Source organism: Flavobacterium poyangense, from assembly GCF_011751075.1.
GTDB classification, from domain to species: Bacteria; Bacteroidota; Bacteroidia; order Flavobacteriales; family Flavobacteriaceae; genus Flavobacterium; species Flavobacterium poyangense.
The window spans coordinates 1-13,751 of record NZ_JAALLN010000032.1; the positions used below are offsets into that span (position 1 = coordinate 1).

Consider the following 13,751-nt stretch of genomic DNA (forward strand, 5'->3'; position numbering starts at 1 on the left):
GTCTCTTCAAATTTCCCTGCGCTTTTATAGCTGATATCAGGTATTGTTTCTAAAGCACTTTTCATTTCTTTTCTTTTTTTATACTATTTACCCTCTTGGTTTTTAAAATGGTATAAGCAACTTACGCCACTTATACCATTTAATAACCAAACTTAAATTATCTTATTTTTTACCTTTTACTAGAATTTATTCACTCCGGTATCCCACCAAAGTCTTGTGGCTCCAGTGTCCGGGCCTCCTAACAGCTGAACACCTTGTGCATATCCATTTGGATTAGACGTTTTTTCGTTTACAAAGAAATTCAATCTTCTTACAAAAGTACCATCCGGAATTTTTCCTCCTGAAAAATTATTTGTAGGTAAAAATAGTTTCGGATACCCTGTTCTTCTGGTCTCAGCCCAAGCTTCCTGACCATCAGGGAACCCTGCAATCCATTTTTGAGTAATGATTTTTTGCAATTTTACTTCGTTAGACACAGCGTCAGACCATTTTATTGTTACCAGATTTTGTGCTGCAATATTATTTGCTGCATTTAACGGATCTGTAAAATCTGCTGCGATAGAAGTATCATCATTTGAATAAGCCGTTGCACTTCCAGCACCTAACTGGGCAAAAGAAGTTGCAATTCCTGATTCATAAAATGATTGAGCACTTCCGCCCATGTTCCAACCTTTTAACGCTCCTTCTGCTTTCAGAAAGTGAGATTCAGAAGCATTAAACCATGGTATCAGATTGTTCTCTACAATTGCACCAATTTTAGAAAACTGATCTTGTTTTGCAGTCTCATAATCAGAGTTCACAATACTTCCCAATCTAATCCCCTGATAAGTTCCTGTTTTGGTTTTATGAAAAAACGCAGCTCTTCTCGGATCATTATAACCATCCATAATTGACACAATTGGAGCTCCTGCATTAATATCTGTCCACGGTCCAGTATAGGTCAACACAGGGTGTTCTGCCTTATAGGCCATATTATCTTCGTTAGAACTAATAACTCCTATACCGGTCAAAGCAGCTTCTGCTTCCGCTCTTGCTTTTACCGGATCTACATTAGAAATACGCATTGCTAAACGTAGCCTTAAAGAATTAGCAAATTTTACCCATTTTCGTACATTTCCAACACCTGTAGTTCCGTCTGTTGCATCTTTCTTATCAGGAAAAAAGGTAGCCGTATTATCCGCTGCAATTGGAGTCAAAATATCAATCGCAGTCTTTAATTCTGCAAAGAACTTATTGTAAACCACTTGTTGAGAATCATATGGAGTCGATCCGTCAGCATTTCCAAAACCGGTATACACAATTGGTCCGTAATAATCCGTCGTTTTATGCATAGCATATACTTTTAAAATCAAAGACCAGGCATAAAACTGAGGGTATTTGTCTTTTGTTAATCTCTCCAGATTATAGGCATTAACCATCTCTCTTTGATATTTCTGAACCCATTCTGCACCATTCCAACCGTCTAAAAGAACATAAGTCGAATTGTTTCTGTTTCCTTCAAAAGCAGTTGGTGTTCCCATATACCCGGAAAAAATATCTGCATTTAAATTGAACTGGATATCTCCTTGCCAATCATCGGCAACCAAGATATACATCCCTCTTTCCATTGCCCTAATTGGCGCCTTCACACGATTAAAGTCTTGCTCTAATTGCTCGTTACTAAAACCGGCCTCATTGGTATTTACATCCTCAAAATTACTTGTACAGCTGCCTAAAAAAAGAGCTAAAACTGAACCAAATATTAATAATTTATTTTTCATCTGTGAATTTTTATTGTTAATTAAAATCATTTTTATTGACTTATAAGCCTCCCCATCAGGGTTTTATTGTTTGTTGACTATTTCCTATTCCAGTAACAAACAAAACATCTTACAACAACCAAAAAGGTTTTGTCCTTTTATTACACTAATTAGAAAGTTAAATTTAAATTAACACCTATACTTCTTGTTGATGGTGCTCCAAAAATATCAACTCCTTGTAAGCCTTCACCACTACTTAATGTCACATTTGGATCAAACGGAGCATCTTTATAGAAGAAAAATAAATTTTTACCAACAATAGAAGCATTCACGGTTTTGAAAATTGATTCTTTACTGAAATCAAAAGTATATCCTAGCGAAAGTTCTCCTAATCTAATATTTGTAGCTTTGTACATATATTCACCAGTAGTACCTGCTCTGTTACCAACCACTTCATAATATTTTCTGGTATCCATTGTTGTCACTGCATTTCCATTAATATCAACAGCATTTATCTTAACTCCACCTGCATCTCTTGCATCACCGGTTGCTTTAGACACTCCATAGTAATCCATCATAGCCTCAGTCATACTCATAACATGCCCACCAAATCTACCGTCAATAAGTATATTTAAGACTGCTTTTTTGTATCTGAATGAGTTAGAAAAACCTAGCATAAAATCCGGATTTGAACTTCCTAAATTTACAAAATCTGTTTTTTGGATATTCCCTTTATCATCCAGTACAATTTGACCGTTTGCATTTCTTACAATATTTTTTCCTTGAATTTCACCAAAAGGTTTTCCTACTTGTAAAACATACCTGTAACTATTCGGATCTCCATTAGTTAAAATAACGGTATTGATATTTCCATTAGCACCTGCACCTAAACTAAGAACCGTATTTTTATTTGAAGCATAATTCACACCAATATCCCAAGAGAAATTATCTGCAGCAATAGCTTTACCTGTTAAACTAATCTCGAAACCTTTGTTTTCTATACTACCTGCGTTAAATGCATAATTTGTATATCCTGTAGTATTTGGAATTGGAGCCGGAGCTGTAATTAATTGATTTTTGGTTTCGTTTCTATAATAAGTAAAATCAAGGCCAATTCTATTCTTAACAAATCTCAACTCTGTACCAAATTCAAATGAATTTTGTTTTTCCGGTTTCAAAGAGGTACCAGGTTTTGGACCTGATATTGGAAATGTAACGGTATTACCCTGAAAAGTATTTACCGGTGATGTTAAGAAAGCAGCAATATCATTACCCACCTGAGCGTAAGAAGCTCGTACTTTTACATAACTAATTGCCTCCGGTAATGTTACCATCTGATTAACAATAGCCGACAAACCTACAGAAGGATAAAAGAATCCTAAGTTTTTTGTATTAACTAAAGTAGACGACCAATCGTTTCTTCCTGTAACATCAAGAAACAACATTTCTTTATAACCAAAAGTTGCACTTGCAAAAACTGATTGTACTTCTCTTTTACCACCAACATTTTGTGAATTTCTCTCGGAAGAAACAAAGTTTCCGGTATTAAACCAGTTCGCATTAACTAATCCTCCTTTTTGTCCTGAATCACTTGTAAAAGCTTTATTAATTGTTGATTTAGTAATACTTGTACCCAGAACAGCTCCAAATGTAAAGTCATCATTGAATTTTGTATTAATAGTCGCAATTAAATCACCATACAACTGAGAGCTTTCACTATCTGAATAAATATATCTACCGGTAGACGGAGCCAATGTTTCATTTGTACCCGCATACATTCTTTTATCGAATGTATTATTAAATTTATTATAACCTCCTCTGGCTTTAAAACTTAACCAGCTATTAGCTTTATAGTTTAACGCTACTGAACTTATTAATGAAGTATTTGTATCGATAGAAGCATTTCTGTTTAAGATCCAACCCGGGTTCTGAATAATATCAGATGTAGCAGATGGCCATCTTTGAAGCATTAAGTTTCTTGAAGGTTCAAAATACTCAAAATTATTTTGGTAATCATTAAAATCATTACCTCTTGGAAATAAATATACTCCAGTCAAAGGGTTAAAATACAATCCATTTGTAGGCTTATTTTCAATTTTTTGCTCGGCATAAGACAATGCGCCATCAATAGTAACTTTATCACCGAACATTTTAATACTCTGACGAAGTGCAATATTGTTTTTCTTAAATTCATTTGTCGGAATTACACCATCGACTCTGGTATTGGCATAAGTAAGACTGGTTGACATTTTATCTGTCCCACCGTTTACACCAATAGAGTTAATCATAGTTAGGCCAGAATCATAAAAACCTTTAACATGATCAGGAGATTTTTTCTGAGGTCCCCAAGACAAATCAGATGATGGAGCTGCGCCATAATTAGTTTGAAATTCCGGTAATGAAACTACATTATCTACAAATACACTTGTATTATAATTTGCCGTTACATTTCCTTCTTTACCTTTTTTGGTGGTTATTACAATAACTCCATTCGCCCCTTGAGAACCATACAAAGCAGCTGCAGATGCACCTTTTAGAACTGTCATAGAATCAATATCATCCGGGTTAAGCATTGAAACTGCATCTCCACCATCTCTGTTTCCTCCGGCTGTATCTCCAAAAACCTGATTGGCCTGAGCCGAATTAGAATTTAACATCGGGATTCCATCAATAACATACAATGGTTGATTGCTTGTAGCAGATGAATTACCACGAATAGTAACTTTAACTGCTCCACCGGCTCCTGCAGAACTTTTACCTACTATCAAACCAGCAACTTTACCGGATAAGCTATTCATTAAGTTGGCATCTTTAACACGAGTCACCTCGTCTCCTTTAACCTCTTGTGCGGCATAAGTCAAAGATTTTTTAGATTTCTTAAGACCTAATGAAGTAACAACAACTTCATTTAAAGAATTTGATGCAGACTGCAACATTTTTATATTAATTGTAGTAGCATCCCCTACAACAATACTTTGTGTTTCCAGACCAACATAAGAAAAAACCAATGTTTGTCCTTTCTGTACCTCAATTGCGTACAATCCGTCAAAATCGGTTGAAGTACCTTTTTGACTTCCCTGCACAGCAATAGATGCCCCTGGTAACGGCATCCCACTAGAATCTGTAATCACTCCTTTGATACTTTTTACCTGAGCAAGCGAAACCTGCGCCGTAAAAGCCATCATAAAGATTAAGAAAATTTTTTTCATGTTTATTTATTTTGTTAGTTATTAAGGTAAAACTATTCTTAAAGTATTGTTAAAAAAAATATATTATACAAACAGCAACAAATGTTATACAAACGACACAAAACAATCAATAATACGTCAATCAAACACAATAAAAATTAACATATATTAAATTTTTACGCAAATTAACTACAATTAATAGCAATTATTAACACATTAACAAAACATATACTAAAAGCGCCCTCCCTCTCAAATACCAGTAAATACGCACATAAACAAGTCAGACAGACCTCTTTCTATGTTAAATTTTAACAAAACATTAGAGATTGTAATACTTTTCAAGCTTGAGGAATAATTTCCATTTTGGCTTTAATTACTCTAATAATCACATTTTTTATACAAAAAAACCCGACAATAAAATTGTCGGGTTCATAATGCGCTCCTTCAGGTGAAAACCAAATAACAAATCACCTCAATTCGCAGCATTTATTCGAAATATAAAAACCAGATTAAAAAATAAATAACCAAACTCAATTTTAACCGTCCTAATTTTTTTATTTCTAAATTTTCCATTCTTCGTTCCTAAACCTTAGTTTAAAAAGTTCATTACTTTGAATGATTTTTTATTTCCTGCTTTGTCTGTTACTATCACAATAAACAGCTGTTTAGTTGTGAAGTTTCTGTTCTGAATCAGGACTTCTGTATTATTCTGAATGTTCTTATGACTTACTAAAGGTTGTCCGATAGTATTAAATACATCCACTTGTGCAATACCTTCTGTTTCGTTTGTAACTGATAAAGCATCATTTCTAAAATAGGCTACTGTACTGCTCTTTGCTTCAATTTTATCAAGAGGCAGTGTTTTTGCCGCCGTTTGTGAAGCAAAATAAGCCGCAAACGCTTTAGATAATTCAGATGAATTACCACAAGAAGAGGCATCCCAGTTTACAGACCAGGTCATAAAACCTCTTAAAGTAGGATGTGGTCCGCCTGGCTGCAGGGTGTATGTTCTTCCTGTAAAAGTCGTTCCGGTTCTCAAATAATGCATAGCACTAACTACTTCGGCCGGCGGTAAATAACCGCTACCTGCCGCACTTGGACAAGCTGGTACTGCAATAAGAACTTTTGAGGCCGGTAAGCCATCAAAACGCATTCCGGTTGTACCAATGTTATACCCTTTTATCACCATATCTGTTAGAGCAGTTATCATATTTGCTCTCTTAGCTGAACCATAATACTGACCGTCTAATCCGTTTTCTCCTCCTGTATTATACAATTGTACCGCTAACAAATCCAATTCATTACGCAAGTTTTGAATGATTGGCAGGAAGGAACCAAAAGTATCATTATAGGTAGAATACCCTCCTTGTACGTATTGTGTTTCCGGAGCTGCAGTTAATAAAAATTTAGGGCCATAGTGCGCTTTTAATTCTTTGCAGGCATCTATTACGTTTTTTAATCTTGGATAAGCAGAAATACCCGCATAAGAAATATCTCTTAAACCTCCTGCGTTAAAATTCATCGATCCGCCTTCAAAATCAATATCAACTCCATCAAATTGATACTCGTCGATAATTGCTTTTAGACCATTAACAAAAATATTTTTTTGCGCTACATTGTCTAAAACAACATGACCATTCTGACCTCCAATAGAAACAATAACAGGAACTCTGCTAGTTCTTAAAGCTTTTATATCATCCTTCAACAATTGTTTATTGAAAACACCGTTGGTCAAATATCTGGCATCATTTGTAGTTAATACCGGTGTATAACCATCACGGTTAACGGTTTCTATGAAAGCATAATCAACTACGTTAAACTTACTTCCCACCATTTGAGAAAAATATAAAAACGGAGCACCGGTATTCTCCCAGGAATGCGCATATCCTAAAACAACTTTAGCCGGAAGTGGAATAAATCTCTCGTCCTCATTAGTAATTTTAATTGTATTGTTTAATGTAGTTACGGCAGCTTTATTATCGGTTGCTTTGATTACAACCGGATAATCCTGATAAGCAGTCGGTGTAAAATTATATGTATAGATATTACTTGCACCTGCCGTCATGTTGAATGTACCTCCATTTATTGTAATAGTAACACCCGAAATCGATCCGTCACTGTCAACAGCTTTAACCGAAATTGGCACAACTTGAAAAGTACTTTGGACTACAGTGGTATTCGATGGTGAATTCCAGGTAATTACAGGCGATACATTTGGACAGTTTGCACCTGAACAATTTAATGTAAAATTATATGTTTTTACATCTGTTGTGCCGTTTGATGCAGTAGCCGTAACCGTTAAGGTATGACTAAGCGAAAACTGATTGGCTACCGGTGTCCAAATTGCTGTATAAGTTCCTGAAGTATTAGTAGCAGTCAAACTTTGCCCGTTTAAACTAAATACTACAGATGAAATTGTAGTAGCATCAACAGCACTTAATCCAACATTTGCAACAAAATTAATCGCTGATCCTAAATTTATAGCAATTGTAGGAGTTGTTGGCGCAGTAATAGCAACCACCGGTTTGGTCACAACGGTTGTTTGTGTATTAAAATTATAAACCTGTGGCGTCGTTGGCATTGCAAAATTTGCCAGATTGTTCGGGAAGTAACTTACTTCTCCATTTTGCCACGAATTCAATTTCAGACTTAAAACTTGTGTATAACCAGCTACAACAGTATTATCAAAACTAAAGTTCCCTTGCGCGTCTGTTGTGGCCAGAACACTTTTCCAGTTATGCGTGTTATCTGTCCAAGGCACAACAAGTTCTACTTTTGCATTTGCAACCGGAACTGTACCATTTTTAACAGTACCACTAATTAAATTAGTACTTGCCAAACTTTGTGCAAAATCTAAGGTTTTATTACCTGACATCGTTGCTGAAGCTGTTGAAGTTGGTACGAATGTCAAATTTGCTTTCGCTACTGTTACCTTATAATCTGATCCTGCAGCTAAATTTGCAAAAGTGTAGGTTCCATCCGCAGCTGTTGTTACAGTTAACGTTTTACTTCCCGAAACTGCTGAAATTACAGCCCCAGAAACCGGAGTAGTACCGTTTAAAACTCTTCCGTTTATAGCATAAGAAGCTACTTTTGCTGTAGCACTTGTATTAAAGTTATAAACCTGTGGTGTTGCCGGAACAGCAAAACCTGTCAAATTATTCGGAAAATAATTAACATCATTATTTTGCCATGCATTCAATTTTAAACTTGAAATAACGGCATATCCGTCTGTAACCGAATTTGGAAAACTATAATTCCCTTGTGCATCAGTCGTTGCAAGCACACTTTTCCATCCGTGTGTGTTGTCTGTCCATGGTAATACGATTTCTACTTTAGCATTTGCAACCGGAACTGTACCGTTTTTAACTGTACCGCTAACTTTACTTGTTCCAACATTAAATTCTGTTAAATTTAAAGTTTTGTCGGCTATTAAATTGGTGTACACTGTTGAAGCCGGCGTATAAGTTTTGCCTGTTGCGGCAGCCGTAATAGTATAATTTCCACCGGATGGCAGACTAAGGCTATAAAAACCACTTGCATTAGAAGTCGCTGTAACAGGTGCTCCTGAAGAAGTTGCTGTAACATTAACTCCCGCGGCCGGTGTAGTTCCGTTTAGAATAGTACCGCTAACAGTATAATATACAATTGGTGCACCTTGTGAAAAATTCAACGTCTGATTAGCGCTAATTGCATTATATGTAGTTACTGCAGGAGTATAAGGGAAACCTGTTTTAGCAGCTGTAACCGTAAAGGTAAGTCCTGCTGTTAAACCGGCAATGCTATAAGCACCACTTGCATTAGAAACAGCGGTTAAAACTGTCGTGCCTGAAGTTGCTGTAACCGTAACTCCTGAAACCGGTGTAGTACTAGTTCCAACTACTACAGTTCCACTAACCGTATACAAAGGTTGTGTTCCCTGAATAACGACATTAGTCTGATTAACCGTTACATTATTTAATGTTACCGGAGTAAAAGTGTAAGCTGCCTTTGTAGCCGTTACCGTATAATTTTGTCCCGAAGGCAGATTATTAAATATAAAATTACCCGTTGGAGAAACAATCGTTTCTATAACAGCATTACTGCCATTTTTTATTTCTACTGTAACATTAGGTACTAAAGCTGTTCCGTTTTTTACAGAACCGCCTATACTAACTCTGCCGGGAATAGTAATTCCAAACGAAGTATCTACCTGAGTTAACAGTGAATTAGGTATAGAGCCTCTGGTATCCTGAGACAATTCCCAAATCATACCACCGGCCAGATTTTTGGAATTGATATACTGTACTTTTAAATCTATTGATTGTTTATCTTCATAACTGATAAACTGTTTTAAAGTACTGTTATATAAATAAGGAACTTTAGTTGTATTATCAAAATACCTCACCCATCCGGCAGCTGCTGCCGTTGGTGTAACTAACATGGTATTTGGATCTAGAAAAGCATGTGAATTGGTAACCGGATTTCCAACCAGGCCACAAATTTCGATACTTCCGGATTTCTCACAGGCTGCAGGGCCATCCCAGGTTCCTGTTGGATTTTGCGGATTTGTACAGCCTCCGACATTGTATCTTGGTGCAGAAACAAATAATCCCGGGAAATTTGGGTTGGTTCCGTTATTGGCAACGTTGTCAAATTTTTTACCGTAAAAAGGCAATCCCATGATTAATTTACTGGCAGGAAAACCAACTACATTCAAATAAATGTTCGTCAATTCATCCAGTGATTCTGACTGAGTGGCACCGTATAATGGATCATTCGGGTTTCCACTTCCATACAAAGGAGCATTATAGCATGTTTTATCATACCAGTTTCCACCAAAATCGTATCCAAAATAGGTAATGTAATCACAGTAAGTTGAAATATCTTCTGTCATTCCGTACTGCGCTCTGTTATTTGGTCCTAAATATTGTTTAGGTACATTTCTAACATTGTTTCCGGCTGCAATAGTCACCAGTTTATTAGGCATTGCCTGACGCATTGCTTTTAATAAAAGCACCAGATTTTTGTTGTCATCCGGGTGGTACTTTTGTGGAGGAACCGGAATTCCGTTTACAATTTCAGTACCGTCTGTTCCTCCCATAAGAGGATACTCCCAGTCAATGTCAAATCCGTCAATAAAAGGATAAGTTGTAATGAAGTTTGCCATATCAGCAGCCAAAGCAGCTCTTGCCACCGGACTTGCGGCAATTGGAGAAAGATCCTGACCTTTGGTCCATCCTCCAACAGAAATTAAGATTTTTAAATGCGGATACTTTTCTTTTAACTTTTTCAAGTCATAAAAATTCCCTTTTACAGGAGCATCCCATGGAATTCCGCCTTCGGTATGCTCATAATCTGCATACGTATCCAGGCATTTTAACTTTGTATTCTCCGGACGGGCAGGATCAAAAGTTGTCCCGTAAAAAGAATAATTCAAATGGGTTATCTTGCTCCCGTCTATCTTGGGAACATTGAAATCCCGGGCATAAATGGCCCATTGTGCATAGTACCCTACTACTTTTTTGCCGTGAGCTGGTTGGGCTAACGCAAGTAAGGGAAACAATAACAACAAAAACAGCAATCTGTAATAATGTTTCATAATTAATAAATATTGGTTAATAGAAAATAAATATTCCAATCAAGATAAGTCTTGCACTGAAAATCAGCGCTTGACAAACAATAACCGGGATTCAATCAACTGCAAATAGAAAACATTGCAATCGTTGTACTTTAATTCGATTCACTTCTATAAATAAATATTACTATTACTGATTTCGACCATAATCATTAACGAATAGTATTGATTGATATTTATGTATAACTTCTTTTTAAAAAAAATTGTAATAAATAAAAAAGATAAATTTGGGGGTAAACTCATCAATCTAAAATTCTGTTTTTGTCATGTTTTTGTTTTATTCTCTTATTTGGTTTTAAATGTTACTACTCTTATTTGGTTCTTTATTTTTAAATTTGAATAGACATTAGCTTCCGGTTTTCCAAAATCATCTCTACCAGAGGACAACTGGCAGAGACATCTGAACAATTTTGGTAACTTAAACTAAACTTACTAACTACTAATTCAAATCAGATTTTTGCGATAATTTCTTCAGACTTTTATAAACTGCTAACTCAACATCTGCATGATCTTTTGCATCACATTGTTCGATCAAATTTTTCAATTCTTCTCCTTTTAAAGTGGATTTGTTATCTAAAACAAGAATTAATTGTTCTGATGCATCACTCAATTTCTTAGCTAAAGGCAAAATTGGCTGAACTAATGGAGCATTTGCACTCAATTCGTTTAATCTCTTATTTACTGCTATCCATTTATTTAAAAATGCAACAACTTTTATTTTATTATCGAGTGATTTATTTGTCAAATACTGATCTACTGTCTCATCAAAAGCTAAAGCATCTTTGGCATCCGGCGTACAAGCATCTGCAAAAAGAGTAAAAGGAGAATACATTTGATATTCTGTTCCACCTTTATTACGTTTATAGCCTTTTAATGGTTCACAAACATTTGTAAAATCATTCAGCGCTTCGACATTCTGATTGTTAGCGATATTTCTTAAGATAACTGCTTTATTTCGAATGTGTGTCAATCCAAGTTCCTCCAGTCTAAAAGAAACCACATCAAGACGTTTGCGCATATTGGCTACATCTGTAATATTTTCTGCTGACCAAAGTCTTTCTGCAATTGCAGCCGTTCTGGGCCAAACTCTCGAATCTATAGTTGTTGGTGTAGCAAGCTCAGACCACATCGTAGCTTCACCACCCAAAACTCTTGCCTTTTCTTCGGCTGATAAATCAGCTCCTTTTGGCATCGGATCGTTTAAATAATGGCTTTCTATTGGATACATCAAATCGATATAAAAGCCATTGGACATAACCGATTTATACCCTTTTTTTACCGCATCAATCAAAGACTGACCTGCCACAACTCCTTCGTTAGGACCTCTCCAGGCATGTATAATGGCTTCTTTTGACATATTTTTAGTCAAAATCTCTTCCCATCCCATTAATTGTTTACCGTGTTTTTTAAGCATCGGTATCAATTTCATGGTGAAATACGTTTGCAATTCGTGATTGGTTGCTAAATTATTTTTCTTTTTAAACTCTTGAATTTTAGGATTTGAGTCCCAGTCTTTCCCTTCGTTTTCATCTCCCCCGATATGAAAATAAGACCCGGGAAATAAGGGACATACTTCATCAAACAATTCACTTAATAATTGGTATGTTTTAGGATTTGTAGGATCTAATGTTGGTGAAAAAATACCCGCATTTCTTTCAATTCCATAGGTCGCAATAGCGGTTCCCTGAATATTTTTCTCTGAAGTTCCGCCAGTCAGCGTAATCACTTTACTGCCAATTTCGGGGTAAGCAGTCAAGATCGCTGATCCGTGGCCCGGAACATCGATTTCCGGAACTATTAAAATACCGCGCTCATCAGCATATTTTACGATATTTTTTATTTCCTCTTGTGTATAGTACATTCCATCTGAAGCTAATTCTATTAACTTCGGATGCTTTTTTACTTCAATTCTCCACCCCTGATCGTCTACTAAGTGCCAGTGAAAAACATTCATTTTCATAGCCGCCAAAGCATCAAGATTTCTTTTCACAACATCTACTGGCTGGAAATGTCTTGCAACATCCATCATCAGACCTCTCCAGGTAAATCTTGGAAAATCTGAAATTTGAGAATTTGGAAAATAGAACGAAGTGTTGTTATTCTGCATGATTTGCAATAACGTTTCAAGGCCATGTAAAGCTCCTAAATCGCTGGTTGCATTAATTGTAATTTTATCTTTTTTAATGTCTAAATGATAACTTTCATCCTCATACAAACCAATTTTACCACTCTTGGTACAATTTATTTGTAATTCTGCAGTAGGAACCTCATTTAGTTTTGTAATAAAACCTTGTTCGAAAAAGATACCTGTTCTACCATCTAAGCGTCGGAGAAACCGGGTTACACCCCCAAAAATTCTGGGATTTGGATTTCCGGTAATGTTTACTTTAAAATTTTTAGTTAAAGTAAAATTTCCATCGTTTAATACGATACTCTGAGGCCAGGGCATAAGATTTAGTTGCTCTTTTTGAACTTGAGCACTAGAGGTCAAACCCGCTAATAGTAGGACTAGTAAATATTTCATTTTAATGTTTTTTGTAAAGATGTTATCCGGAGATCCCATTAATAAATAGATAATAAGAAACAAAACCCGAAGTGATTTCAATCGAACCTCACTAATCGCACTAAAATCACTCTGAATCCTGTCATTTGATTCGCTCTAACCCGAATCGTAAAAAAACAACGCTAATAATCAAAACGTTTGAAGGCTTCGATTGCCTCATATTCAGCCAAACCTAATTCATCGTATAAAATGGCTGTGTTTTTATTTCGGTCCTCTGCTCTAACCCAGAACTCTCTCGAGTCATTTCCTTGGAACATCACTCTGTCCTTTTGAGACTGATGGTATAGAATAGCATGACGTTTTAACAATACTTCTGATGGACTTAACGGCACAGCCATATCTATTTCGTGAATATCCCATTCGTGCCATGCGCCTCTGTACAGCCACAACCAGCAATCATCCATATAAGGCTGTGATTTCAAAGCGGCCATTGCTGCGAAAATAGCATTCAGACATACCTCATGTGTTCCGTGTGGATCTGCCAGATCTCCTGCTGCAAAAACCTGGTGTGGTTTTATTTTAGCAATGATATCTTTTACGATCGCAATGTCTTCGGGACCTAACGGATTTTTCTTAACTTGTCCTGTTTCGTAAAATGGCAGGTCTAAGAAATGGGTGTTTTCATCTTTTAATCCGATGTATCT

The 13,751-nt window shown here is 36.1% G+C and carries 4 protein-coding genes and 1 pseudogene; all 5 read right to left on the bottom strand.

What is annotated here, in order from left to right; all coding sequences use genetic code 11:
- Nucleotides 1-179: 179 nt before the first annotated feature.
- Nucleotides 180-1,760 carry a RagB/SusD family nutrient uptake outer membrane protein gene (locus G3A47_RS22415; protein WP_166926474.1) on the bottom strand — a complete coding sequence of 527 codons (1,581 nt, stop codon included), beginning with the start codon at nt 1,758-1,760 and terminating at the stop codon, nt 180-182.
- Between the two features lie 149 nt (nt 1,761-1,909).
- A complete protein-coding gene (locus G3A47_RS22420; RefSeq protein ID WP_166926475.1) occupies nt 1,910-4,948 on the bottom strand; it encodes a SusC/RagA family TonB-linked outer membrane protein in 3,039 nt (1,012 codons plus the stop codon).
- 568 nt (nt 4,949-5,516) lie between these two features.
- A complete protein-coding gene (locus tag G3A47_RS22425; RefSeq protein WP_166926476.1) occupies nt 5,517-10,508 on the bottom strand; it encodes a DUF2012 domain-containing protein in 4,992 nt (1,663 codons plus the stop codon).
- Nucleotides 10,509-10,983: 475 nt separating this feature from the next.
- Nucleotides 10,984-13,068, bottom strand: a complete 2,085-nt coding sequence (locus tag G3A47_RS22430) for a beta-N-acetylhexosaminidase (protein WP_166926477.1) — start codon at nt 13,066-13,068, stop codon at nt 10,984-10,986.
- 161 nt (nt 13,069-13,229) lie between these two features.
- A pseudogene (locus tag G3A47_RS22435) lies at nt 13,230-13,751 on the bottom strand (glucosamine-6-phosphate deaminase); the annotation flags it as partial.

Bases quoted from the DNA above. Each gene is read 5' to 3' on its own strand.
- G3A47_RS22415 (WP_166926474.1), bottom strand. From the start codon at position 1,760: ATGAAAAATAAATTATTAATATTTGGTTCAGTTTTAGCTCTTTTTTTA.
- G3A47_RS22420 (WP_166926475.1), bottom strand. From the start codon at position 4,948: ATGAAAAAAATTTTCTTAATCTTTATGATGGCTTTTACGGCGCAGGTT.
- G3A47_RS22425 (WP_166926476.1), bottom strand. From the start codon at position 10,508: ATGAAACATTATTACAGATTGCTGTTTTTGTTGTTATTGTTTCCCTTA.
- G3A47_RS22430 (WP_166926477.1), bottom strand. From the start codon at position 13,068: ATGAAATATTTACTAGTCCTACTATTAGCGGGTTTGACCTCTAGTGCT.